Source organism: Streptomyces sp. NPDC088794, assembly GCF_044750545.1.
Taxonomy (GTDB): domain Bacteria; phylum Actinomycetota; class Actinomycetes; order Streptomycetales; family Streptomycetaceae; genus Streptomyces.
Genome location: NZ_JBIVKB010000024.1, coordinates 57,560 through 81,736 on the forward strand (window position 1 = coordinate 57,560; position 24,177 = coordinate 81,736).

A 24,177-nucleotide genomic window follows, 5' to 3' on the forward strand; every position below is an offset into this window, starting at 1 on the left:
GACCGCGCAGTGCGGGGCTACGAACGCCAGGAGCGAGAGCCGGCGGCTGACGTCGACCACCTCTCTCGGTTCGAGGCCGAGATGGAGCGGCTGAAGACCGAGCGGGAAAAGGCGATTCAGCACGCCGAGGACCTCGGCTACCAGGTCGAGGTGCTGCGCGCCAAGCTGCACGAGGCGCGCCGCACCCTCATGTCCCGGCCGGCATACGACGGCGGGGACATCGGCTATCAGGCCGAGCAGATGCTCCGTAATGCCCAGATGCAGGCCGACCAGCTGCGCCAGGACGCGGAGCGGGAGCTGAGCCAGGCCCGGGCGCAGACCCAGCGCATCCTCCAGGAGCACGCGGAGAACGCGGCCCGGCTCCAGGCGGAGCTGCATCAGGAGGCGGTCACCCGTCGCCAGCAGCTGGACCAGGAACTGTCGGAGCGCCGCCAGACCGTCGAGTCGCACGTCAACGAGAACGTGGCGTGGGCCGAGAACCTGCGCACCCGCTCCGAGTCCCAGGCCCGCCGGCTGCTCGACGAGTCGCGCGCCGAGGCCGACCAGGCCCTGGCCGCCGCCCGCGCCGAGGCCGAGCGGGTCGCCACCGAGGCCCGGCAGCGTCTTGAGATGGACGCCGAGGCGGCCCGCGCGGAGGCCGAGCAGCTGCTGCGCCGCGCCCGCACGGACGCCGAGCGCCTGCTGAACGCGGCCTCCACCCAGGCCCAGGAGGCCACCGACCACGCCGAGCAGCTGCGCAGCTCGACGGCGAACGAGTCGGACTCCGCCCGCCGTCAGGCGACCGAGCTGAGCCGGGCCGCCGAGTCCCGGATCGCCGAGGCCGAGACCTCGTTGCGCGAGGCGCGCCTGGAGGCCGAGAAGGTCCTGACGGAGGCCAAGGAGGCCGCCGCCAAGGCGCTCGCCAGTGCCGAGTCGACCAACGAGCAGCGCACGCGTACGGCGAAGGAGCAGGTCGCCCGGCTGGTCACGGAGGCCACGAAAGAGGCCGAGACCACCAAGGCGGACGCCGAGCAGGTCGTCGCCGACGCCCGCGCCGAGGCCGAGAAGATCATCGCCGAGGCCGACGAGCGCGCTCGCACCCTCACCGCCGAGGAGACCGCCTCCCAGCTCGGCAAGGCGGCCAAGACCGCCGAGGACGTCCTCAACCGCGCCTCCGAGGAGGCCAAGAACACCACCAAGGCGGCCACCGAGGAGGCCGAGCGCATCCGCGCCGAGGCCGAGGCGGAGGCGGACCGGCTGCGCGCCGAGGCGCACGACATCGCCGAGCAGCTCAAGGGCACGGCGAAGGACGACACCAAGGAGTACCGCGCCAAGACGGTCGAGCTGCAGGAGGAGGCCCGCCGGCTGCGCGGCGAGGCCGAGCAGCTGCGCGCCGACGCGGTCGCCGAGGGCGAGAAGATCCGCGCGGCGGCCCGCAAGGAGGCCGTCCAGCAGATCGAGGAGGCGGCCAAGACCGCCGAGGAGCTGCTGTCCAAGGCGAAGCAGGACGCGGACGAGCTGCGCGCGAAGGCCACCACGGACAGCGAGAAGGTCCGCACCGAGGCCATCGAGCGCGCCACGACGCTGCGCCGGCAGGCCGAGGAGACCCTGCAGCGCACCCGGCAGGAGGCGGAGCGGCACCGCGAGGAGGTCGTCGAGCAGGCCGAGGGCATCATGGCCGACGCCGAGCGGGCCTCGCGCGAGCTGCGCGAGGAGACCGAGCGGGGTGTCGAGGCCAGGCGCCAGGAGGCTGCCGGCGAGCTGACGCGGCTGCACACCGAGGCGGAGGAGCGGATCGCCGCCGCCGAGCAGGCGCTGACGGACGCCCGCGAGGAGGCCAACCGGATCCGCCGTGAGGCGGCCGACGAGGCCGAGCGCCTGCGGACCGAGGCCGCCGAACGGATCCGCACCCTGCAGCAGCAGGCGGAGGCGGAGGCCGAGCGGCTGCGTGACGAGGCCGCCGGCGACGCGTCCGCGTCCCGGGCCGAGGGCGAGGCCGTCGCCGTACGCCTGCGGTCGGACGCGGCGGCCGAGGCCGAGCGGCTCAAGACCGAGGCGCAGGACACCGCCGACCGGGTGCGGGCGGAGGCGCTGGCCGCCGCCGAGCGGCTGGGCACGGAGGCGTCCGAGACGCTGGCCGCCGCGCAGGAGGAGGCCAACCGGCGCCGCCGCGAGGCCGAGGAGCTGCTCGGTGCCGCGCGCACCGAGGCCGACCAGGAGCGCGAGCGGGCCCGCGAGCAGAGCGAGGAACTGCTGGCCTCGGCGCGCAACCGCGTCGAGGAGGCGCAGGCCGAGGCGGTCCGGCTGGTCGAGGAGGCCGACCGGCGCGCGAACGAGATGGTGTCGGCGGCCGAGCAGCACGCGCAGCAGGTACGGGACTCCGTGGCCGGGCTGCACGAGCAGGCGCAGGACGAGATCGTCGGGCTGCGTTCGGCCGCCGAGCACGCGGCGGACCGCACCCGGCGCGAGGCGGAGGAGGAGTCGGACCGGGTCCGCGCCGACGCCTACGCCGAGCGGGAGCGGGCCACCGAGGACGCCAACCGGGTCCGGCGCGAGGCACGCAGCGAGACGGACGCGGCCAAGGCACTGGCCGAGCGCACGGTCGGCGAGGCGATCGCGGAGGCGGAGCAGCTGCGCTCGGAGGCCTCGGAGTACGCCCAGCGGGTGCGTACGGAGGCGTCGGACTCGATCGCGGAGGCCGACCAGGCCGCCGCGCGCACCCGGGCGGAGGCCCGCGAGGACGCCAACCGGATCCGTTCGGACGCGGCGAACCAGGCGGACACCCTCATCACCGAGTCGCGCAACGAGGCGGAGCGGCTCACCGCGGAGACGATCACCGAGGCGGACCGGGTGCGGTCCGAGGCCATCTCCAAGGCGGAGCGGCTCATCGCGGACGCCACCGGGGACGCGGAGCGGCTGCGCGCCGAGGCCGCGGACACGGTCGGGGCGGCCCAGCTGCACGCCGAGCGGACCCGCGCCGAGTCCGAGCGCGTCAAGTCCAACGCCCGCGAGGAGGCCGAGCGGGTCACCGCGGCGGCGCGCGAGGAGGCCGAGCGCACCCTCGACGAGGCCCGCAGGGACGCCAACAAACGGCGCTCGGACGTCGCCGAGCAGGTCGACACCCTCATCACGGAGACCACGGCCGAAGCGGACAAGCTGCTCACCGAGGCCCAGCAGCAGGCGCACCAGACCACCGCCGACGCGGAGGGGCAGGCCGACTCGATGGTGGGCGCGGCCCGTACGGAGGCCGAGCGGCTGGTGTCGACGGCGACGGTCGAGGGCAACTCGCTGGTGGAGAAGGCCCGTACGGACGCGGACGAGCTGCTCGTCGGTGCCCGCCGGGACGCCACCTCGATCCGGGAGCGCGCGGAGGAGCTGCGCGACCGGATCACCGGCGAGATCGAGTCGTTGCACGAGCGGGCCCGGCGCGAGTCGGCGGAGACGATGCGGTCGACGGGCGACCGCTGCGACGCACTCATCAAGGCGTCCGAGGAGCAGCTGGCCAAGGCGCAGGCGAAGGCCAAGGAGCTGGTCTCGGAGGCCAACTCGGAGGCGGGCAAGGTCCGGATCGCCGCGGTGAAGAAGGCCGAGGGGCTCCTGAAGGAGGCCGAGCAGAAGAAATCGGCCCTCGTGAAGGAAGCCGAGGAGCTCAAGGCGGAGGCGATCCGCGAGGCCAAGCACACGGTCGAGGAAGGAAAGCGCGAGCTGGAGATCCTTGTGCGCCGGCGCGAGAACATCAATGCCGAGATCTCCCGTGTCCAGGACGTCCTGGAAGCGTTGGAGTCTTTTGAGACTCCGTCGGCCGGCAAGGACGGCGGAGTCAAGACGGGCGCTACGGTGGGGGCCCCTCGATCGAGTGGCAAGTCGTCAGACGGCTAGCCCGGCAAGCGAGTTCGGTTCAGGTACCTTCTGGGGCCTTTGGCCGGATCTTTGGCAAGTCGTCCACAGGTTAGCCACTCAAAAGGGGTGTCATTCTCCAGATCAAACACGTATCCGCTCGATGACACACCGCTTCGGCCCCTAGGATTCCCCCTATCACCTCACCGGTCTCATTTGACAGGAACCCCATGAGCGACACTTCCCCCTACGGCTTCGAGCTAGTGCGGCGTGGGTACGACCGCGCTCAGGTGGACGAACGGATCTCCAAGCTCGTCTCCGACCGTGACAGCGCTCTCGCCCGTATCACCGCCCTGGAAAAGCGCATCGAGGAGCTCCATCTCGAAACGCAGAACGCCGCGGCCCAGGTAAGCGACGCGGAGCCGTCGTACGCCGGTCTCGGCGCGCGGGTCGAGAAGATCCTCCGCCTCGCCGAGGAAGAGGCAAAGGATCTGCGCGAGGAGGCCCGGCGCGCGGCCGAGCAGCACCGCGAACTCGCGGAGTCCGCTGCTCAGCAGGTCCGCAACGACGCAGAATCGTTCGCTGCGGAGCGCAAGGCGAAGGCCGAGGACGAGGGCGTCCGGATCGTCGAGAAGGCGAAGAGCGACTCCGCCCAGCTGCGCGGCGAGGCCCAGAAGGACGCACAGCAGAAGCGTGAGGAGGCCGACGCTCTCTTCGAGGAGACCCGCGCCAAGGCCGCCCAGGCCGCCGCGGACTTCGAGACGAACCTCGCCAAGCGCCGCGAGCAGTCGGAGCGCGACCTGGCGTCCCGTCAGCAGAAGGCCGAGAAGCGTCTCGCGGAGATCGAGCACCGCGCGGAGCAGCTCCGGCTCGAGGCGGAGAAGCTGCGCACGGACGCCGAGCGTCGCGCCCGCCAGACGGTGGAGACGGCTCAGCGTCAGGCCGAGGACATCGTCGCCGACGCGAACGCGAAGGCCGACCGGATCCGTTCGGAGTCCGAGCGCGAGCTGGCCGCCCTCACCAACCGCCGCGACAGCATCAACGCCCAGCTGACGAACGTCCGCGAGATGCTCGCGACGCTCACGGGTGCCGCGGTGGCCGCCGCCGGTTCGCCGGTCGAGGACGAGCCCATCTCCCGTGGGGTTCCGGCGCAGCAGTCCCGGTAAGCACCGGCTTCGCTGACGAACAGCGCGATCAGAGGCCCGTACCGTCTCCCCCGGAGGTACGGGCCTCTGGCGTGTCCGGCCGTCCGGCCAGGGGCAGGAAGACGTCGTCGACGATCCCGACGAGGACGTGGTCCTCGATCGGGGTCCGGCTGAGCAGCATCTCGTAGCGCAGCAGGGCGGCCGGCACCGAGACGACCCGGGCGGGCAGGTCGGCGGTGGCGATCTCGCCGCGCTCGGCGGCCCGCTCCAGCAGGGTGCGCATGATGTCCGGCATGATCCCGAAGGTCGTGGGGTCCAGATCGGGCGCCTCGCCCAGGAGTCCGACCACGACGTCCGACCCCATGTCCCGTTGCCGTTCCGCCATCAGCCGCAGGACGGTCAGGACGTCCGCGCGCAGCTCGCCGGTGTCCGGGACGTGGTCCGTGATCGTCCCGAAGCGGTGCGGCAGGGCCGCCTTGACCAGCTGGGCGCGGTTGGGCCAGCGCCGGTAGAGGACCTGCTTGCCGGTCCGGGCCCGGGCGGCGACGCCCTCCATGGTGAGCCCGGCGTAGCCGACGGCCGCCAGCTCCGCCCAGACGGCGTCCAGGATGTCGGCCTCCAGGGCCGCACCCCGGCGCCGCGTGGTGCTCCCGCTGTCGGCGGTCATCGGCCATCCCTTCGAGGGACCTCGTGTCCCGAGCGATCGCGCGTCCCGAGGGACCCTGCCCTTTAAGAGACCTTGCGTCTCCTACGAGACTAACCTACAGTCGATTAGAGACGCACCGTCTCTAAAAGAGCGACCCGTGCCCGAGGAGCCCGCCGTGCCCGCCACCACCGCGCCCCGCCCCGCCCCCGAACGCCTCGATCCCGCCGTCCTCCGGCTCGCCGGGATCCTGGTGCTCGGCGCCCTCGCGGCCCTGCTGGACAGCACGATCGTGTCCATCGCCATCGACACCCTCGGCCGCGAGCTGCACACCACGACGGCGACCGTGCAGTGGGTGAGCACCGGCTATCTGCTGGCCCTGGCCACGGTCGTGCCGGTCTCCGGCTGGGCGGTGGAGCGGTTCGGCGCCCGGCGCGTCTGGCTCGGCGCCCTGCTGCTGTTCCTGGCCGGGTCGGCGCTGTGCGGACTGGCCTGGAACATCGGCGCGCTCATCGTCTTCCGGGTGGTCCAGGGCATCGGCGGCGGACTGCTGCTCCCGGTCCTGCAGACCCTGGTCGTCCGGGCCTCGGGCGGCCGCAACCTCGGCCGCCTGATGGCCCTGATCACCCTGCCCGTCGTGGTCGTACCGATCCTCGGCCCGGTCCTCGGCGGCCTGATCGTCGGCCACCTCAGCTGGCGCTGGATCTTCTACGTCAATCTGCCGATCTGCCTCGTCGCCCTGGCCCTCGCCCGGCGCGGGGTCCCCAAGGACGAACCGGGCCCGGCACCGCGTATCGACGTCCTGGGCCTGCTGCTCCTCTCCCCCGGGCTCGCGACCCTGATCTACGGCCTCTCCGAGAACGGCCTCGCCCGCGCGGTCGCGCTCCCGGTGGGCGCGGTCCTCGTCGCCGGCTTCGTGGTCCACGCCCTGCGCTCCAAGGCACCGCTCGTCGACGTCCGGCTGTTCCGCGACCGCGCCTTCGCCGTCTCCTCGGCGCTGATGTTCCTGAACGGCCTGACACTCTTCGGCGGGATGTTCCTGCTCCCCCTCTACTACCAGCAGTCCCGCGGCGAGAGCGTGATCGCGGCCGGCCTGCTGCTGGCCCCGCAGGGCCTGGGCAGTCTGCTGGCCCGCGTCACCGGCCCGCTCACCGACCGGGTCGGCCCGCGCCCGGTCGTCGTGGCCGGCCTGCTCCTGACCGCCCTCGGCACCCTCCCCTTCGCCTTCCGGCACCCCGTCCCCGCCCTGCTCCCCGCCGCCCTGGTCGTCCGGGGCCTGGGCATGAGCGCCGCCAACATGGCCGTGATGGTCGGCGCGTACGAGGGCCTGGACCGCCGCCGGATCCCCGACGCCGGCACGGCGATCCGCGTCCTCCAGCAACTCGGCGGCTCCTTCGGCACGGCCGTCCTCGCGGCGCTCCTGACCCGCGGCACGGGAGCGACCGCGTTCCCGCACACCTTCGCGTGGACGACCGTGTTCACGGTTGTTGCCTGTGCCGTCGGACTTTGTTTGCCCGTCCGGGTGGCATCGGCCGAACCGTCCCTTTAGCGTGGCCGCATGATCGAGCTCGAGGGGCTGACCAAGCGGTACGGCGAGAAAATGGCGGTCGACAACCTCACCTTCGCGGTGAGACCAGGGATCGTGACCGGTTTCCTCGGGCCGAACGGCGCCGGCAAGTCGACGACGATGCGCATGATGCTCGGGCTCGACCGGCCGACGGCGGGTGACGTCCGTATCGACGGCGAGCACTACGACCACCTCAAGGACCCGCTCAAGTACATCGGCGCGCTGCTCGACGCGAAGGCCATGCACGGCGGGCGCAGCGCGTTCAACCACCTGCTCTGCCTCGCGCAGAGCAACGGCATCCCCAAGAGCCGGGTCTCCGAGGTACTGGACACCGTGGGGCTCACCTCGGTGGCCAAGAAGAAGGCCAAAGGGTTCTCGCTGGGCATGGGGCAGCGGCTCGGGATCGCGGGCGCGCTGCTCGGGGATCCGCGGATCCTGATGTTCGACGAGCCGGTCAACGGGCTCGACCCCGAGGGCATCCACTGGATCCGCAACCTGATGAAGTCCCTTGCGGGGCAAGGGCGGACGGTGTTCGTGTCCAGCCACCTCATGAGCGAGATGGCGCTGACGGCCGATCACCTCGTCGTCATCGGACAGGGCCGGCTGCTCGCCGACACCTCCATGGCCGACTTCATCCAGCAGAACTCCCGTTCCTTCGTCCGGATCCGCTCCCCGCAGCGCGAGCGCCTGCTCGACGTGCTGCACGAGGCCGGCGTCACCGTCGTCGAGTCCGGCAGCGGCGCGCTGGAGGTGGACGGCGGCAAGGCCGAGCGGATCGGCGAGCTGGCCGCGCAGCACCAGATCGTGCTGCACGAGCTGAGCCCCCAACAGGCCTCCCTGGAGGAGGCGTTCATGCAGCTGACCGCGGAGTCGGTGGAGTACCACGCGCACTCCGACGACCCCTCCGCCGCGACGCCGGGAACCCCGGCGACCCCGCGGCAGCCGTGGGGCGACGACTGGAAGAGGAGCTGACCATGGCGGCGACCCAGGTCGTACGGTCCGAGTGGACCAAGATCAGGTCGGTGGCCTCGACGGTGTGGACGCTCTCCCTCGCCGTGGTCGTCACCATCGGTCTCGGCATGCTGATCTCCGCGCTGTCGGCGAACGACTTCGACAACCTGAGCCGGAACGACAAGCTCTCCTTCGACCCGACGTTCATCAGCTTCGCCGGGATGAGCCTCGGCCAGCTCGCGATGATCGTGTTCGGGGTGCTGGTCGTCTCGAACGAGTACAGCACCGGCATGATCCGCACCTCGCTGGCCGCCGTACCGCAGCGCGCCACCTTCCTGTTCAGCAAGATCGCCGTCGCGTCCGGTCTCGTCCTGGTCGTGGGCCTGGTCACCAGCTTCGTCACCTTCTTCCTCGGACAGGCGATGCTCGGCTCGCACAAGGCGTCCATCGGCGACTCGGGCGTGCTGCGGGCGGTGATCGGCGGCGGGCTGTACATGACCCTGATCGCGCTGTTCTCGATGGGCGTGGCCACGATGCTGCGCTCGCCGATGCTCTCGCTGGGCATCCTGATGCCGTTCTTCTTCCTGATCTCCAACATCCTGGGGAACGTCTCGGCGACGAAGAAGATCGGCCAGTTCCTGCCCGACCAGGCCGGCAGCAAGATCATGCAGGTGGTCACCCCGATCGACGACGACACCCCGTACGGCCCCTGGGGCGGCCTCGGAATCATGGCCCTGTGGGTACTCGCGTCGATCATCGGCGCCTACGTGCTGCTGAAGAGGCGTGACGCCTAGTATCGAAGGCGGACGGCAACCTTTTACTTGCCCTTGAGCGGAACCGTCAGCGCCTCGGTATCCTCCTAACCCTTACGGGGGGCGTGTGCCCCGCTGTCCTGAACCTTTCGATGGGTGCGGAGCATGATCGAGGCAGTCGGCCTGACCAAGCGCTACGGCGACAAGACCGCTGTGTACAACCTCTCCTTCCAGGTGCGGCCCGGCGCCGTCACCGGGTTCCTGGGGCCCAACGGCTCGGGCAAGTCGACGACCATGCGCATGATCCTGGGCCTCGACAACCCCACCGCGGGCCAGGTGACGATCGGCGGCCACCCCTACCGCAACCTGCCCAACGCGCCCCGCCAGGTGGGCGCCCTGCTCGACGCCAAGGCCGTGCACGGCGGCCGGTCCGCCCGCAACCACCTGCTCTGCCTGGCCCAGCTGTCGGGCATCCCGGCCCGCCGGGTCGACGAGGTGCTCGGCGTGGTCGGTCTGCACGAGGTGGCCAGGCGGCGCTCGAAGGGCTTCTCGCTCGGTATGGGACAACGGCTCGGCATCGCCGCCGCGCTCCTCGGCGACCCCCAGGTGCTGCTCTTCGACGAGCCGGTCAACGGCCTCGACCCCGAGGGCATCCTCTGGGTGCGCAACCTGATGAAGGCGCTCGCGGCGGAGGGCCGTACGGTCTTCGTCTCCTCGCACCTGATGAGCGAGATGGCGCTGACCGCCGACCACCTCATCGTGATCGGACGCGGTCAGCTGCTGGCCGACATGGGCGTCCGGGACTTCATCGCGGCGAACTCCGCCGGCTTCGCGCGCGTGCGCACCCCTGACACCGAGCCGCAGCTGCGCGAGAAGCTGACCTCCGCGCTGACCGAGGCGGGCGGGCACGTGATGTCCGAGCAGGACGGCGCGCTGCGGGTGACCGGGCTGCCGCTGCCGAGCATCAGCGACATCGCGCACGACACCGACGTACGCCTGTGGGAGCTGTCGCCGCACCAGGCCTCGCTGGAGGAGGCGTACATGCGGATGACGCAGGGCGCGGTCGACTACCGCTCGACGGTCGACCAGAAGGCGGGCCTGATGCAGCCGCTGCCGCCCGGCGCGCAGCCGCCGATGCCGGTGCCGGGACAGGGCCAGCCGGACTGGTACGCCCCGCCGTCGCCGCAGCAGGGCGGCCAGCCGTTCGCGATGCAGCAGGGACAGCCGGGCCCGTACGGCGCGGGACAGCCCCCGGCGGGCGCGTACGGCGCCCCGGGCGCCCCCGCCGCGGACGCACCCAACCCGTACGCCCAGCAGACGCCGCAGGCACCCCAGGCGCCCGCCTCGGCCCCGTCCGCCACGCCCGCGCAGCCCGCGGCCGTCCCGACAACGTCCGCCGACCCGCGGTCGGCCACGCCGGGCACGGCACCGGCCGCCGCTCCGGCGCTCCCGACGGCACCCACCGCCACGCCCGCCCCGCCGGCTCCCGTCGCCGCGTCCGCTCAGCCCGCGCAGCAGCCCGCCGACCTGACCAAGCCCGAGGACGCCCGATGAGCACGCCCCAGACCCCGATGCCGCAGGTCGCCGGAGCCGAGTGGCAGGCGGTGCCCGGTTCGCCGTATCCCAGCTACACCTCGCCGATCCCCGTGACCCCGACGCACCTCGGGAACGCGATCGCCTCGGAGTGGACCAAGATCCGGTCGGTGCGCTCCACGATGTGGACGCTCGGTGTGTTCGTGCTGCTCGTCGTCGGCATCGGGATGCTGGTGGCGACGCTGGTGGCCGCCAACTCGGGCGACGCGGACCTGTCCGGCGAGAACCCGCTGTCGTTCGGGGTCTTCGGGCTGCTCCTCGGCACCATGTGCATCATCACGCTCGGCGTGCTGACCACGGCCTCGGAGTACGGCACGGGCATGATCCGGACCACGATGACCGCGTGCCCGACCCGGGGCCGGGTGCTCGCGGCGAAGGCGATCGTCTTCTTCGTCGTGGCGTTCAGCGTCACGTTCGTGTCGGTGCTGCTGGTCGCGCTGGCGGACGTGGCCCTGCTGGACGGCGCCCGGACACCGAGCAGCACGGAGTGGCTGAAGGGCACCCTCGGCATCTCGCTCTACATCGCGCTGCTCGGCCTGCTCTCGCTGATCATCGGCTCGATCATCCGGCACTCCGCGGGCGCGATCACCATCATGATCGGCCTGGTGCTGGCCCCGCTGGTGATCGCGCTGTTCATGTTCTCCTCGGCCCTGGAGGGCCTGCGCCAGGCGCTGTTCGACTACTCGATCCCGAACCAGCTCAGCGTCTTCTACACCGACGCCCTGAGCGATTCCGGGCCTTCGGGCTGGGAGCCGCTGTGGATCGCGGTGGGCGTGACGGCCGTGGCCTTCGCGGGCGCGGTCGTGCTGCTCCAGAAGCGGGACGTCTGAGCCGTAGAAGAGGCCCGGCGGCCGCGCGACGGGCCTAGAACCTCGGGCTGTTCCTGGACCGCTGCACCCTTGTGGTGCGGCGGTCCTTCGCGTTCCAGCACGCCTTGTGCCAGTGGCGGCGGTCGTCCACGCCCGAGTACTCCGGCCAGGCCACCACGTGCGGGACGCCGGAGGGGATCAGCTGGTCGCAGCCGGGACAGCGGTACGTCTTCCCCTGGGCACTCGCGCCCGCGACATGGCGCACGCTCCACTCCTCGCCCTGCCAGGTCTCCGTCGACTGCCAGCCGCCGTACCGGCCGGACCGCTCGTCGTCGGCGCCGCCGCCGGACGAATTCGACGGATCGGCTCCCTTGGGTCGGTTGCGACGCGGGGACACGGAACACCTCACGGGGCTATACAGGAAGCATGTGTCCGCTCCAGCCTACGGGGCGCGAGCAGGGGTACGCGTAGGGCACCAATCATCTCAAGTCCCCCTCGCCGTGACGCATTCTGCAGACAATCCGCAAATCTCTTCGCCAGGCCGTGTCCTCGGCACGTGTCGTCCGGTTATGCCCGGTGGGGGAGCTCCATGTCGGAGCCAAGGAAGCAGGAAAGAGCGATGCACGTAGGAAGTTTCGTGTTGGCGGCCCAGTTCCCGGGGCAGGGCCAGGGGGAGGCCCTGCACCGCGCGGTCCGCTCGGCGGAGATCGCGGAAGAGGTCGGGCTCGACTCGGTCTGGCTGGCCGAGCACCACTTCGTGCCGTACGGCACCTGCCCGTCGGCGATCACCCTGGCCGCGCTGCTGCTCGGCCGCACCAGCCGCATCCGCGTCGGTACGGCGGTCAGCGTGCTGCCCACCGTCCACCCCGTGGCCCTCGGCGAGCAGGCCGCGCTGCTGCACGTCACGTCCGGCGGACGCTTCTCGCTGGGCGTGGGGCGCGGCGGGCCGTGGGTCGACCTGGAGGTGTTCGGCACGGGCCTGGCCGCGTACGAGCAGGGGTTCCCGGAGTCACTCGATCTGCTGCTGCGCTGGCTGCGCGAGCCCTCGGTGGCGGGCCCCGGCGGGCGGTTCGCCTTCCGTGAGGTGCCGGTCGTGCCGCGGCCCTCGGAGTCCCTGTCGGAGGCGGCGGGACCCGAGGTCGTCGTGGCGTGCACGTCCCCGGCGAGTGTGCGGCTGGCCGCCGAGCGCGGGCTGCCGATGCTGCTCGGGATGCATGTCGGGGACGAGGAGAAGGCCGAGATGATCGCCCTGTGGCGGCAGTACGCGCGCGCGGCCGACCGTCCCGCCGACGAGATCCTCGGCGCGGCCCATGTCTCGGCCGGCGTCTGCCAGATCGCGGACCGGCGCACGGACGCGGTGGAGGCGCTCACCAAGGCGATGCCGGGCTGGCTGAAGCAGGGGCTCGACGCGCATGTCACGGTGGACGGCCGGGCCCGGCAGATGCGCGACCCGCTGGCCTACACGGAGTTGCTCTGCGGACTGCATCCGGTGGGCACGCCCCGGCTGTGCGCGGACCGGCTCGCGGCGACCAGCGAGCGGACCGGCATCACCCGCTTCGCCCTGCTCGTCGAGGGCTCGGGCGATCTGGCGGCCACCGAGGAGAACGTACGGCGACTGGGCACCGAAGTGCTCCCGCAGCTCGACTGACCGTGGACGGATCCCAACTGCCCCGCCCGGCGTGGAACTTGCCGCTCCGTACTGAAATGCACCTCCCGCGTACGGAGCGGCAAGTCGGTGGTGCGGCTCAGCAGTCCCTGAACTCCGGGGACTGGTTGAGCAACTGACTGCGCACCGAGGTGAAGCGGGCCAGCGTCTCGTCGACCGAGGCGTCCAGCGGGAACACCGCCACCCGGTGGCAGTTCTGGAAGGCCAGCCGTACACCGAAGTGGCGTTGCAGCGCGCTGCGTATCGCGTCACTCGCGAGCGCACGCAGCAGCTGACCGCGTGCCTGCTCGTCCGGCGGCGGCGTCTGGTTGTCGGCGAAGTTACCGCCGTCCACCTTCAGCTGGGCCACCAGGGAGCTGATCATCTCCCACGCGTAGGGCAGGGAGGTCCGGACGCAGTCGACGAATTCCGCTTCGTCGACCTCGCCTCGCTCGGCCTGTTCGAGTAGGGCCGGTGAGACGTCGAGCGACATGGGTTCTCCTCTCAGACCCCTGTGGTCCACAGGGGTTCCCGGACAGGTAAGGGAGTTCGCGATACCGAACACGCTGCGTACACGTTTCGCGACCTCCCGTTTACTACGGTAAGCAACCGACCGTGACGGCACCAGGCGAATGCGTACATGCGGAGACCTCGTTAGACCCACAATCGGCCATATATGAACAGGGGTTGTCTCGGGTCTTCCGGGGCGAATCGCGTGGACCACTGCCCGTCGAGTAGCGTTGCCGACCATGCGTCTCGTCATTGCCCGTTGCTCCGTCGACTACGCGGGCCGGCTCACCGCCCACCTCCCCGCGGCACCCCGCCTGATCCTGGTGAAGGCGGACGGCAGCGTCTCCATCCACGCGGACGACCGCGCCTACAAGCCCCTGAACTGGATGTCGCCGCCCTGCACCCTCAAGGAGGGCACGGGCGACGAGGAAGGCGTCTGGACGGTCGTCAACAAGGCCGGCGAGAAGCTGATCATCACGATGGAGGAGATCCTCCACGATTCCTCGCACGAACTCGGCGTGGACCCGGGCCTGATCAAGGACGGCGTGGAAGCACACCTTCAGGAACTGCTCGCCGACCGCATCGACACCCTCGGCGAGGGCTACACGCTCATCCGCCGTGAGTACATGACGGCCATCGGCCCGGTCGACATCCTGTGCCGGGACGCCGAGGGGCAGACCGTCGCGATCGAGATCAAGCGGCGCGGCGAGATCGACGGCGTGGAGCAACTCACGCGCTATCTGGAGCTGTTGAACCGCGATCCCCATCTCGCCCCGGTCCGCGGCATCTTCGCGGCCCAGGAGATCAAGCCCCAGGCCCGCGTCCTCGCCACCGACCGCGGCATCGGCTGCACGGTCCTGGACTACAACGCCCTGCGCGGCATCGAGGACGACAAACTCCGGCTGTTCTGAGGCCTGTTCCGACGCCTCTCCGACCCCGGCGCAGCGAGTTCTTCTACGACAGTGAGGGCCGGGTCCGTCGACACGGACCCGGCCCTCACGCGTCGCGGGTACCTCAGATCACGTCGGCCGAGCCGCTCGCGGTGCCGGTCTCCGGCGCGCTCGCCGAACTGGTGGTCTCCGCGGGGGCACTTGAGGCCGGGCCACTGGCCGTGTCGGTAGTGCCCGGCTCGGTCGGTGGAGTCGTTTCCGTGGGCGGCGTGGTCTCCGTCGGACTCGGCGTCGAGGTGTCGCTCGGCGAAGTCGACGGCGAGGTGGACGGCGTCGTCGAGGGAGTGTTCGACGGCGGCTTCGACGAGGACGAGTGCGACGGCGAGTGCGACGCACCCCCGCCCTGCGTCCCGCTCGGGTCGTCGGACGGCTTGGACGTGTCCGAGGGCGGAGTCGGGTCGTCGGACGTGCCGAAGGTGCCGTCGGGGCCCGGGTCGGTCGGCCGGCTGGTGGCCGTACCGGTGTCGCCCTTGCCGTCGCCGTTCGTCGGCAGGTCGGCGCCCAGGCTGCCGTCCTCGAGGCCCTGGCTCGCGGACGGGTTGGGGCCGACCTGGTTCGACGGATTGTCGGCGTCGTTGTTGGACGTGGCGCCGAGCGTCACCACCGTGCCGAGCACCGCCGCGAGCAGGGCGCCCGCGCCGGCCGCCACGAGGTTGCGCCGGGCCAGGCCCCGCAGGCCGCCGCGGCGGGCCCTGGAGGGGCCGGGGGCCCCGGAGCGGTGGGTGACCAGCGTCGTGTCGCCGCCCGGCGGCAGCGCCAGGACGACCGCGGGGACACCGCCGGGCGGCGACTGCGACTCCTCGGAGCGCGCGTCCGGCACCTCCTCGGCCGCGGTCGAACCGAAGCCCGGCGTGGTGCCGGTCCGGTCGGCGACCAAGGCCAGGGCCCGGCGGCCTGCGACGGTGCCGCGCTTGTCGGCCACCGCGCCGCGCAGGCCCACGGCGGCCTCCAACTCGGCGCGCGCCTGGTCGAACTCTCCGCCGCAGAGCGCGAGAATTCCCAACTCGTGGTGGAAATAGGCCTGTTCCGACACCTCGCCGGACAGCCCGGCGGCCTGGACACCGGACCGCAGGGCCCGCTCCCAGGCGCTCCAGTGCAGCCCCGCGGCGAACGCGGGCGCCGCCGTGCGGGCCAGCTGGACGGTGACGCTCTCCTCGTCCTCGGCGGGCGCCGTGGTGCCCGGCACCAGGAGGTCCAGGGCGGTGAGCAGGGCGTCGGCCTCGGCGCACACCCGCTCCGGGGTGACCGAGGGGTGCCCGGCCCACCAGGCGTAGTGCCGGGCGGCGGCCAGGGCCTGCGTCTCGGCGTCGTCGCCGTATCCCGCGGCCACCAGCTGGGCCGCCACTCCGGCGGCGAGCCGGTAGCGGGTGCCGACCGGGGTGACCAGGCCGCAGCCCGCGAGTTCACCGAGGGCGGCGTCCGCGTGGGTGTCGCCGACCAGCGCCGGCAGATGGGCCTGGTGCGGCACCTCGCCGCCGAGCGCGACGGCGAACCGCAGGGTGGCGCGGGCCGAGGCGCTGAGCCGGGCCGCGAGCAGCGGGGCGGGCGCGGCGGCCTCGCCGAGGGACGGCAGGGGCACCTCGTCGCCGGGCTCGGTCTCGAAGGGCGCGTCCACCGGGAGGGCGTCCGCGAAGACGCCGAACTCGTCGACCGCGCCGGTGCCGTTGCGGATCCGGTCGCGCTGGCGCAGCAGCGCGCCGGCCTGGACGAAGCGCAGCGGCAGGCCCTCGGACTCGAACCAGACGTCGCCGGCCCAGTTGGCCTCCTCCTCGGTGAGGACCCGGCCGACGGCGCGCTCCAGGATCTCCACGCTGCCCGCGCGGTCGAGGCCGGCCAGGAAGACCTCCTCGACGGCGGAGTCGACGGAGGGCGCCGGTACGTCGGGTGTCGCGGCGATCAGGAAGGCGCACTCGGGTGTCGCGTCCAGCAGTTCGTCGAGCGCGGCGCCGCCGAACTCGAGGTCGTCGAGGACGACGACCGCGCCGATCTCCCGGACCAGGGCGCGCATCTCGTCGGGGGCCGGCCGGTACAGGGGCGCGTTGTAGACGGCGTAGAAGAGGTCGTGGAGCAGGTCGTCGGCGGTGCGGTGGAAGCCGTCGAGGCGGACGACGCCGTCGGGGGCGAGGTCCTCGCAGTCCTCGGCGACCAGGTCGAGCAGGCTGGTGCGGCCCGAGCCGGCGGGGCCGGTCAGCAGCACCGAGCGGCCGCGCGCGAGCAGCCGCACCAGGCGCTCACGGTCGTCCTGGCGCTCCAGCAGGGGCAGGGCCGGTCGGGTCTGTCCCGGTGGGACGGGCGGCCGGGCGGCGCGGTCCGTCTCGACGCGCTCGTCGGCCGTGAGCTTCGCCGGTCGCCCCGGGCGCTCGCTGGGCGGGCACGCTTCTATCTCGCTGCCGTCCACGGGATTGACGGTGAGCAGGTAGTCGCCGGTGACGAGCTGCACCGTGCGCGCGAGCGCGGGTGCGGGCTGTCCGAAGTCGGTGGTGAGGGGTTCCCTGGGCGGGCGCTGACGCGGCGGGCTGCCGTCGGCGTCATGGCCGTACTCCTCGGGTCCCCGGTCGTTCGGGTCCATAGGTTTCAAGCCCCCCAAAAGCGCTCGTGTGCTCTTCAAGCCCCTCCCGGCCTTGCCGCACACCACGCTGTCGCTTCTGGTCCGGTGCCCACACGAGGGATCAAGGTGGCGGGCAGGCGAACCCTAAACCTTCGCACAGTATGTCCGACAGCCCGGGGTACCGCGCCGCCCGAGACGTCACAGTCTCGTGAGGATTGCGCGCGCCCGGTGTTTCGCGCCCCGCCCGTCCGCCCGCGCCGGACGTCACACGCGGGGCAGTGACTCCACGCCGATGCCGCCCTCGATCGCCAGGATCCGGTGCAGCCGGGTGGCCACCAGCAGGCGCTGCATCTGCGGCGGTACGTCGCGCAGCACCAGACGCCGGCCGCAGCGGCCGGCCCGCCGGTGGACGCCCATGATCACGCCGAGTCCGGTGGCGTCCCAGGAGTCCAGCTCGGACAGGTCCAGCACCAGATCGCCGACTCCGTCGTCGACGGCCGAGTGCAGGACCGTACGGGCGTCCGCCGCGCTGCGGACGTCGAGGCGGCCCCCGACGACCAGCTCGGCGTGGTCGCCCCTGATGTGCATATGCGCTCCCCGTGAGTGCGGTGGTGTGTCCTCGTACTCCGTGACGGTGGCTGTGCAACGTCTGACTGCTTCAGCGGCGGACAGGTTGCCGTCTGTAAGCGAACCGATACCGAATTCACCCCAGAGGGTGATGCCTCTGGGGACTGTGCGGTTTCAGTGGCGGTACGTACGGGTGTCTCAGTACGTGTAGAAGCCCTGCCCGCTCTTGCGCCCGATGTCACCGGCGTCAACCATCCGGCGCATCAGCTCCGGCGGCGCGAACTTCTCGTCCTGCGTCTCGGTGTAGATGTTGCCGGTGGCGTGCAGCAGGATGTCGACGCCGGTCAGGTCGGCCGTGGCCAGCGGACCCATGGCGTGGCCGAAGCCCAGCTTGCAGGCGAGGTCGATGTCCTCGGCGCTCGCCACGCCCGACTCGTAGAGCTTGGTCGCCTCGACGACGAGCGCCGAGATGAGACGGGTCGTCACGAAGCCGGCGACATCGCGGTTGACGACGACGCAGGTCTTGCCGACGGACTCGGCGAACTCCCGCGCGGTGGCGAGGGTTTCGTCGCTCGTCTTGTACCCGCGGACCAGTTCGACGAGCTGCATCATCGGCACCGGCGAGAAGAAGTGCACGCCGACCACCCGCTCGGGGTGCTCGGTGGCCGCCGCGATCTTGGTGATCGGGATGGCGGAGGTGTTGGACGCCAGCACGGCATCCGGGCGCACGATCTTGTCGAGCGCGCGGAAGATCTCGTGCTTGACCTCCAGCTTCTCGAAGACGGCCTCGACGACGAGGTCGGCGTCCGCGGCGGCGTCCAGATCGGTGGTCGCGGTGATCCGGCCGAGGGCGGCGTCGGCGTCGTGCGCCTCCAGCCTGCCCTTGCTGACGAACTTGTCGTACGACGCCTTGATGCCGTCGGTGCCACGCTTCAGCGCCTCGTCGGTGACGTCCCGGAGGACCACCTCCCAGCCCGCCTGCGCGGCGACCTGGGCGATACCGGAACCCATCAGACCGGCGCCGATGACGGCCAGCTTCCGTGCCACTGTGCGACTCCCCTTTTGAACGCCTTACACGCTGTTTAGTTGCCTCTTCGGCGGACCTTAGCGCTCGTGAAGCGCTGTGTGACCGGTAAGTAACGCGCGTCACGTCTCATCTGACGGACATCACACCGGCACGGGTCACGGGGCGCCACGGACGGCGTAGTTGAGCACCTTCTCGCCCAACAGCTCCTCGATCTCGTCGAGGAGGACGAGCACTTCTCGTGACACTACGTCCGGATTGCGCCCGGCGAGCATCGCGCGGCCGACGCTCACCATGACCATCTGCTGGACCCAGCAGATCTGACCGGCGATCAGGCCGGGCAGGGGGTCGTCCGCGGCGGCGCCCACCTCTTCGCGCAGGGTGGCTTCGAGGTGGTCGAGGATCTCCTGCTGGAGCGTCCACAGGCGCGAACGCAGGGGCGGCGCCTCGTGGATGACGCGCATGAAGCGGCCGTAGCCCGCCATGAGACCGACCCGCGGCGAGACCACCTCGACCTCGGCACGGAGTTCGCGCAGGACGGCCCGGGCGGCCGACTCCCCCGCGTCCCGGCCGCGCACCCACCGGGAGGTCCGCTCCACCACCTCGACGGAACGGTCGAGGAAGAGGTCCTCCTTGGCGGGGAAGTAGTTGTAGACGGTGTTGACCGAGACGTCGGCCGCCTCCGCGATCTCCGCGATGGTCACCTCCATGAACCCGCGCTCCAGGAACAGCCCGGTAGCCATGTCCGAGATGCGCTGCCGCGTCTCGCGCTTCTTCCGCTCCCTGAGCCCTTCCGCCATGGTCCACATCCTAACTTCGATGGACCCTCTGAAACTTTGGGGTCATCGCAAACTTTCAGAGGCTCTGTTTTTCTAGGGCCATGCCCATCATCAGTACGGCCTCACTGGCCCGTACCTTCCAGACCAGGCTCGGCCCGGTGGCGGCCGTGCGCGGTATCGACCTCGCCGTCCGGGAGGGCGAGATCCTCGGCCTCCTGGGCCCGAACGGCGCCGGGAAGACGACCACCCTCCGCATGCTCACGACCCTCCTCGAGCCCACCGGCGGCGCCGCCACCATCGCCGGCCTCGACCTCGCCGGCGCCCCGACCGGAGTGCGCCGGGTCTGCGGGTACGTGGCCCAGTCCGGCGGCGTCGACCCGCAGATCTCCGTACGGGAGGAACTCGTCACGCAGGGGCGCCTGTACCGGCTGTCGAAGGATCAAGCGGCGGCGCGGGCCAGGGAGTTGGCCGACTCCCTCGGCCTCGCCGATCTCCTCGACCGCAGGTGCGGCACGCTCTCCGGCGGTCAGCGGCGGCGCCTGGACATCGCGCTGGCGCTCGCCCACCGCCCGAAGGTCCTGTTCCTCGACGAGCCCACGACCGGCCTCGACCCCGGCAGCCGCGCCGACCTGTGGGACCTGATCCGCGCACTGCGCGACGAGCACGGAACGACGGTCTTCCTGACGACCCACTACCTCGACGAGGCCGACGCCCTCGCGCACCGGCTGGTGATCGTCGACAAGGGCGTCGTCGTGGCCGAAGGCACGCCGAGCGCCCTGAAGCTGCGGTACGGCGGCTCGATCGACGCCACCCTCCAGGACACCTTCCTCGCGATCACCGGCCGCGGCCCCGCCCCGGCCGACGCCGCCCCCGTAGCCGTATAACCGACCCGAACCGCCTTACAGGAGACCGATGTTCGTCCACGACACCGCGCTGATCTACGGCCGCTATCTGCGCCAGTCCCTGCGCTCACGGTTCGCGCTGCTCTTCGGGTTGTTGATGCCGTTGCTGTATCTGCTGTTCTTCGGTCCGCTGCTCACCGGGCTGCCGCTCGGCGGGCGAGGGAGTTCCTGGCAGGTGCTCGTGCCGGGGCTGCTGCTTCAACTCGGGCTGTTCGGGGCCGCGTTCGCGGGGTTCTCGGTCATTGTCGAGAAGGGGCAGGGGGTGGTCGAGCGGATGCGGGTGACGCCGGTCAGCCGGCTCGCGCTGCTGCTCGGCCGGGTCCTGCGGGACGCCACCGTCCTGATCGTCCAGGCGGTCCTGCTCGTGCTGGCGGCGGTGGTGATGGGACTGCGCGCACCGCTGGCCGGCGTACTGATCGGGTTCGCGTTCGTGGGTCTGCTCACGGTCTCGCTGGGCTCGCTGTCGTGCGCCCTGGCGATGCGGGTCCCGACCCCGCAGGAGTTCGGCCCGCTCGTCAACGCCGTGACCCTGCCGTCGATGCTGCTGTCCGGTCTGATGCTCCCGATGACCCTGGCCCCGGGCTGGCTGGACCTGCTCTCGCGCGTCATGCCGCTGCGCTATCTGGTGGACGCGGTGCGGGACGCGTACGTCGGCTGGTACACGAGCGCCCCCATGCTCTACGGGGTCCTGGTGGCCGTCACCTTCGCGACACTGACCGTGACGGTGGGCACACGCGTGTTCCGGACCGCCGGGGCGTAACTACGCTGGCCCCATGGTCAATCTGACGCGCATCTACACCAGGACCGGCGACCAGGGCACCACCGCCCTCGGCGACATGAGCCGGGTCGCCAAGACCGATCTGCGGATCTCCGCGTACGCCGACGCCAACGAGGCCAACGCGGTGATCGGCACGGCGATCGCGCTGGGCGGCCTGGACGAGAAGATCGTCAAGGTCCTCGTCCGCGTCCAGAACGACCTCTTCGACGTGGGCGCGGACCTGTCGACGCCGGTGGTGGAGAACCCGGAGTTCCCGCCGCTGCGCGTCGAGCAGTTCTACGTCGACAAGCTGGAGGCCGACTGCGACCGCTTCAACGAGGAACTGGAGAAGCTGCGCTCCTTCATCCTCCCCGGCGGCACGCCCGGCGCGGCCCTGCTCCACCAGGCCTGCACGGTCGTACGGCGGGCCGAGCGGTCGACATGGGCCGCGCTGGAGGTCCACGGCGAGGTCATGAACCCCCTCACCGCGACCTACCTCAACCGGCTATCGGACCTGCTCTTCATCCTTGCGCGCACGGCGAACGCGAGTGTCGGGGATGTCCTGTGGGTCCCCGGCGGGGAGCGCTGACCCGGTCTCGGATTCCTTGTCCGGGCGCTGCTTGGGCCAGATCACATACGTCAGCGCGATCAGGCCGTGGATGCCGGCGGCCCTGAGCGCCACCCACTGGAAGCTGCGCAGGGAGGACGTGTCGCCGTCGCCGACGTACCAGATGGCGGCCTGGAGCAGGGCGCAGGCGACGGCGGCCATCAGGACCGTGCGCAGCCACAGCCGGCCCTCGTGCAGGGCCCGGGCCGCCCCGTAGCGGGGCGGCCTGGGCGGGCGCGGGGCACCGGCCAGGCGGTGCGCGGCGTGGCCGTCCAGCCAGTGGATCGTGTAGTGGCCGTAGGCGACGGTGAAGCCGATGTAGAGGGCGGCGAGGCCGTGCTCCCAGCTCGGTTCGGCGCCGTTCCTGAGGTCCACGGCCGTCACGACGAACAGGACCAGTTCGAGGACCGGCTCGCACAGCAGCAGCGCCACGCTCGTGCGGCGCATCCTGAGCAGGTAGCGGACGGCCAGCCCGGCGGCCAGCAGCACCCAGAACCCGACCTCGCAGGCGATGATCAGCGCGACGATCACGATGTGCTCCCTTCCTTCCCTTCCAGGCTCCCGGCAGCCGGTGGACGGTTCGTCGTCGCCAGTGACGAAGTCGCGGTACATCGAACGATGCAGTTCGAGACCCTTCCCGGGGAGCAGGCGGGCGGCGCGTGCGCCGTGTTGGATGGAGTCATGGCCGTGACGCTCCCCCGCCCGCACCGCGACGACGTACGCATCGCCGTCGGGGGCCTGCTCGGCGGACTGCTCGTCTGGTCGGTGAGCGTCGGCATCCGGACGCACGACGACTCCATCGTCCGCTGGCACGGCCACTGGCCGATCCTGGTGCCGCTGGTGGTGATGGCCGGCTGCGAGCTGCTGCGCCGGACCCGCCCCCGTACGGGCCTGCTGATCGGCGTGGCCGCGCTGACCGTCGACACGATCACCCAGGGCAACCTGGCCACCCTCGTGATGTTCACGGACCTCGTCTACGCCGGGGTCCTGTACACCCCGCCCGCCACCGCCCGCCGGGTGCTGTGGATCAGCGGGCTGACGACGGTGGTCGCCACCGTGCTGCCCGTCGCCACCCTGCGCAAGCCCGAGGCGCTGCTGATCGGGGTCGCCGTCGGTCTTGTGGCGTTCACGCCCGCGGCCACCGGCTGGATCGTCCGCAACCACCGTGACGCCGCCGACAGCGCCCGGCTGCGCGCCGAACAGACCGCGCTGCTGGCCGAGATGGACCGCGTCCAGGCGGTGACCGCCGAACGCGCCCGGATGGCACGGGAGTTGCACGACATGGTCGCCAACCACCTGTCGGCGATCGCCATCCACTCCACGGCGGCGCTCTCGCTCGACGACCCGAAGACGTCCAGGGACGCGCTGGCCGTCATCCGGGAGAACAGCGTCGAGGGCCTGGCCGAGATGCGCCGGCTGATCGGCATCCTGCGGACCGGGGACGGCACGCCCACCGCGACCCCCACCCTGGACGGCGTCGGCGCCCTCGTCGACACCGCCCGCGCCAACGGCCTCGACGTCGTCCTCGACACCGACCACGACCAGGTCCCGGCCCCCGTCGAACTCGCCGCCTACCGGATCGTCCAGGAGTCCCTGACCAACGCGCTCAAGCACGCCCCGCCCGGCCGGGTCACCGTGGGGCTGGCCCAGCGGGACGGCGTCCTCGACGTCCGTGTCACCAGTCCGTACGGCGACCGGGAGGGTCCGCGCGCCCCGGGTTCCGGCGCCGGTCTGGTGGGGATGCGGGAGCGGGCCGCGCTCCTCGGCGGCACCTTCGAGGCGGGCCCCACCGGCGCGCGGTGGGCCGTGCACGCCACCCTCCCCCTGTCCGAAGGAACCTCCGCATGATCCCCGAAGGGACCGCCGCATGATCCGTGTCCTGGTCGCCGAGGACCAGTCCGCCGTGCGTGCCGGGCTGGTCCTCATCCTGCGCAGCGCACCCGACATCGAGGTGGTCGGCCAGGCGGCGGACGGGGAGCAGGCGGTGTCCCTGGCCCGGGAGTTGCGCCCTGACCTGGTGCTGATGGACGTTCAGATGCCGCGCCTGGACGGGGTGTCGGCGACCCGGCAGGTGGTCGAGGAACACCTCGCGGACGTCCTCGTGCTGACCACGTTCGACCTGGACGAGTACGTCTTCGGGGCGCTGCGCGCGGGCGCCGCGGGTTTCCTGCTGAAGAACACCGATGCCAAGGACCTGTTGGAGGCGGTGCGTACGGTCGCGCGCGGCGAGGGTCTGATCGCCCCGGCCGTCACCCGGCGGCTCATCGCCGAGTTCGCCGCGGGACCGGCGCGACGGCCGGAAGCCGACCTGACCGTCCTCGACGCCCTGACCCGGCGCGAGCGGGAGGTGTTGTCCTGCCTCGGCGAGGGAATGTCCAACGCGGAGATCGCGACCCGGCTGGACATGGCGGAGGCGACGGTGAAGACGCACGTCAGCCGACTGCTGGGGAAGCTGGAGCTGCGCAGCCGGGTGCAAGCGGCCGTACTGGCGCAGGAGTTGGGGATCTGATCCCGTATACGAGTAGTGGTCCAGACCTCTTGACCTGTGGTCCAGACCTTTCTATTCTCGCGGCACCGTGGGTGCGAAGGCTCAGTCGCACCCCCACCCCCGC

Annotated in this window: 22 protein-coding genes; 14 read left to right on the plus strand and 8 right to left on the minus strand. The window is 71.6% G+C overall.

What is annotated here, in order from left to right; genetic code table 11:
* The first annotated feature begins 9 nt into the window (after positions 1-9).
* Positions 10-3,858: a polarized growth protein Scy gene (gene scy, locus ACIP6U_RS44475; protein ID WP_401728818.1), complete on the plus strand. Its 3,849-nt coding sequence runs from the start codon at positions 10-12 to the stop codon at positions 3,856-3,858.
* A 188-nt stretch (positions 3,859-4,046) separates the two neighbouring features.
* The gene (locus ACIP6U_RS44480; RefSeq protein ID WP_401728820.1) at positions 4,047-4,982 is read left to right on the plus strand and encodes a cellulose-binding protein; all 936 of its coding nucleotides are present in this window, start codon (positions 4,047-4,049) and stop codon (positions 4,980-4,982) included.
* A gap of 28 nt (positions 4,983-5,010) precedes the next feature.
* Here the strand turns inward: ACIP6U_RS44480 and ACIP6U_RS44485 are convergent, their stop codons facing one another.
* A complete protein-coding gene (locus tag ACIP6U_RS44485) occupies positions 5,011-5,628 on the minus strand; it encodes a TetR/AcrR family transcriptional regulator (protein ID WP_401728822.1) in 618 nt (205 codons plus the stop codon).
* Between the two features lie 136 nt (positions 5,629-5,764).
* On the opposite strand from ACIP6U_RS44485, the gene ACIP6U_RS44490 reads away from it, so the two are divergent.
* The 5 genes from ACIP6U_RS44490 (at position 5,765) to ACIP6U_RS44510 (ending at position 11,297) form a co-directional block, all read left to right on the plus strand.
* Positions 5,765-7,153, plus strand: a complete 1,389-nt coding sequence (locus tag ACIP6U_RS44490; RefSeq protein WP_401728823.1) for an MDR family MFS transporter — start codon at positions 5,765-5,767, stop codon at positions 7,151-7,153.
* Positions 7,154-7,162: 9 nt separating this feature from the next.
* Entirely contained in the window at positions 7,163-8,143 is a 981-nt protein-coding gene (locus ACIP6U_RS44495) for an ABC transporter ATP-binding protein (protein WP_401728825.1), read from the plus strand.
* A 2-nt stretch (positions 8,144-8,145) separates the two neighbouring features.
* Complete coding sequence (locus ACIP6U_RS44500) at positions 8,146-8,916, plus strand: ABC transporter permease (RefSeq protein ID WP_401728826.1); 771 nt, start codon at positions 8,146-8,148, stop codon at positions 8,914-8,916.
* Positions 8,917-9,039: 123 nt separating this feature from the next.
* Complete coding sequence (locus ACIP6U_RS44505; RefSeq protein ID WP_401728828.1) at positions 9,040-10,428, plus strand: ATP-binding cassette domain-containing protein; 1,389 nt, start codon at positions 9,040-9,042, stop codon at positions 10,426-10,428.
* Positions 10,425-11,297: an ABC transporter permease gene (locus tag ACIP6U_RS44510; RefSeq protein ID WP_401728829.1), complete on the plus strand. Its 873-nt coding sequence runs from the start codon at positions 10,425-10,427 to the stop codon at positions 11,295-11,297. The genes ACIP6U_RS44505 and ACIP6U_RS44510 overlap by 4 nt, the downstream gene beginning before the upstream one ends.
* A gap of 34 nt (positions 11,298-11,331) precedes the next feature.
* Here the strand turns inward: ACIP6U_RS44510 and ACIP6U_RS44515 are convergent, their stop codons facing one another.
* The gene (locus tag ACIP6U_RS44515; RefSeq protein ID WP_401728830.1) at positions 11,332-11,673 is read right to left on the minus strand and encodes an ATP/GTP-binding protein; all 342 of its coding nucleotides are present in this window, start codon (positions 11,671-11,673) and stop codon (positions 11,332-11,334) included.
* Positions 11,674-11,895: 222 nt separating this feature from the next.
* Here ACIP6U_RS44515 and ACIP6U_RS44520 point away from each other — a divergent pair, with 222 nt between their 5' ends.
* Complete coding sequence (locus tag ACIP6U_RS44520; RefSeq protein ID WP_401728831.1) at positions 11,896-12,924, plus strand: LLM class flavin-dependent oxidoreductase; 1,029 nt, start codon at positions 11,896-11,898, stop codon at positions 12,922-12,924.
* Positions 12,925-13,021: 97 nt separating this feature from the next.
* Here the strand turns inward: ACIP6U_RS44520 and ACIP6U_RS44525 are convergent, their stop codons facing one another.
* Entirely contained in the window at positions 13,022-13,414 is a 393-nt protein-coding gene (locus ACIP6U_RS44525; protein WP_401728832.1) for an SCO5389 family protein, read from the minus strand.
* A gap of 256 nt (positions 13,415-13,670) precedes the next feature.
* Between ACIP6U_RS44525 and nucS the strand changes: the two genes are divergently transcribed.
* Positions 13,671-14,342 (plus strand): endonuclease NucS, encoded by a 672-nt coding sequence (gene nucS, locus ACIP6U_RS44530; protein ID WP_401728833.1) that lies wholly within the window; start codon positions 13,671-13,673, stop codon positions 14,340-14,342.
* A gap of 103 nt (positions 14,343-14,445) precedes the next feature.
* Here the strand turns inward: nucS and ACIP6U_RS44535 are convergent, their stop codons facing one another.
* The 4 genes from ACIP6U_RS44535 to ACIP6U_RS44550 form a co-directional block, all read right to left on the minus strand.
* Entirely contained in the window at positions 14,446-16,950 is a 2,505-nt protein-coding gene (locus ACIP6U_RS44535; protein WP_401728834.1) for an ATP-binding protein, read from the minus strand.
* A 243-nt stretch (positions 16,951-17,193) separates the two neighbouring features.
* The gene (locus ACIP6U_RS44540) at positions 17,194-17,517 is read right to left on the minus strand and encodes an STAS domain-containing protein (RefSeq protein WP_123997713.1); all 324 of its coding nucleotides are present in this window, start codon (positions 17,515-17,517) and stop codon (positions 17,194-17,196) included.
* 177 nt (positions 17,518-17,694) lie between these two features.
* Positions 17,695-18,543 (minus strand): 3-hydroxyacyl-CoA dehydrogenase family protein, encoded by an 849-nt coding sequence (locus tag ACIP6U_RS44545; RefSeq protein WP_401728835.1) that lies wholly within the window; start codon positions 18,541-18,543, stop codon positions 17,695-17,697.
* A gap of 135 nt (positions 18,544-18,678) precedes the next feature.
* Positions 18,679-19,320 (minus strand): TetR/AcrR family transcriptional regulator, encoded by a 642-nt coding sequence (locus ACIP6U_RS44550; RefSeq protein WP_401728836.1) that lies wholly within the window; start codon positions 19,318-19,320, stop codon positions 18,679-18,681.
* A gap of 80 nt (positions 19,321-19,400) precedes the next feature.
* Between ACIP6U_RS44550 and ACIP6U_RS44555 the strand changes: the two genes are divergently transcribed.
* The 3 genes from ACIP6U_RS44555 to ACIP6U_RS44565 are packed head-to-tail and all read left to right on the plus strand — an operon-like array spanning position 19,401 to position 21,547.
* Positions 19,401-20,183, plus strand: a complete 783-nt coding sequence (locus ACIP6U_RS44555; RefSeq protein WP_401728838.1) for an ABC transporter ATP-binding protein — start codon at positions 19,401-19,403, stop codon at positions 20,181-20,183.
* Between the two features lie 28 nt (positions 20,184-20,211).
* Complete coding sequence (locus tag ACIP6U_RS44560) at positions 20,212-20,961, plus strand: ABC transporter permease (protein ID WP_401728840.1); 750 nt, start codon at positions 20,212-20,214, stop codon at positions 20,959-20,961.
* A gap of 13 nt (positions 20,962-20,974) precedes the next feature.
* Positions 20,975-21,547, plus strand: a complete 573-nt coding sequence (locus ACIP6U_RS44565) for a cob(I)yrinic acid a,c-diamide adenosyltransferase (protein ID WP_401728841.1) — start codon at positions 20,975-20,977, stop codon at positions 21,545-21,547.
* On the opposite strand, the gene ACIP6U_RS44570 is transcribed toward ACIP6U_RS44565, so the two are convergent.
* A complete protein-coding gene (locus tag ACIP6U_RS44570; RefSeq protein ID WP_401728842.1) occupies positions 21,464-22,096 on the minus strand; it encodes a hypothetical protein in 633 nt (210 codons plus the stop codon). The genes ACIP6U_RS44565 and ACIP6U_RS44570 overlap by 84 nt on opposite strands.
* 150 nt (positions 22,097-22,246) lie before the next feature.
* Here ACIP6U_RS44570 and ACIP6U_RS44575 point away from each other — a divergent pair, with 150 nt between their 5' ends.
* Positions 22,247-23,413, plus strand: coding sequence for a sensor histidine kinase (locus ACIP6U_RS44575; RefSeq protein WP_401728844.1), 1,167 nt, complete (start codon positions 22,247-22,249; stop codon positions 23,411-23,413).
* A gap of 19 nt (positions 23,414-23,432) precedes the next feature.
* A complete protein-coding gene (locus ACIP6U_RS44580; RefSeq protein ID WP_401728845.1) occupies positions 23,433-24,074 on the plus strand; it encodes a response regulator in 642 nt (213 codons plus the stop codon).
* Positions 24,075-24,177: the final 103 nt, after the last annotated feature.